General features: G+C 43.4%; 1 pseudogene. It reads right to left on the bottom strand.

Annotated features, from left to right (window positions below):
• Positions 1–55 precede the first annotated feature (55 nt).
• Positions 56–403 (bottom strand): annotated as a pseudogene (locus AB4653_RS26800) (MFS transporter); the annotation flags it as partial.

Here is a 403-nt window from a genome sequence, read left to right on the forward strand (position 1 = left end):
ATACTAGGGGTTTAGTCACAGTAAAAAACTTGCTGAACCACCATTCGATGAACCATTACACGGGCTGCTTTTGAATGCGTGATTTACGCGCACTGAATGCAAACAACAAAATTACGGCCAAAACGAATGGTAAAACGTAAACGTTAAGGTTTTGCCAACCTACTGTTGACTCCAACCAACCAGACAGTAGCGCCGTGACAGTTACACAACCAAACACAACAAATTCATTGAACGCTTGTGCCTTGGCTTTATTTTGAGCTTGATACGACTGGCTGAATAAGCCTGTTGCAGCGATGAACATAAAGTTCCAACCCACACCAAGCACAACCAAAGCCGCTCTAAAGTGCCAAATTGATACACCATGGATATTGATGGCAATACTCACCACAAATAACACGCCACC

This window comes from Vibrio sp. 10N.222.48.A3, assembly GCF_041475345.1.
Taxonomy (GTDB): domain Bacteria; phylum Pseudomonadota; class Gammaproteobacteria; order Enterobacterales; family Vibrionaceae; genus Vibrio; species Vibrio tasmaniensis_A.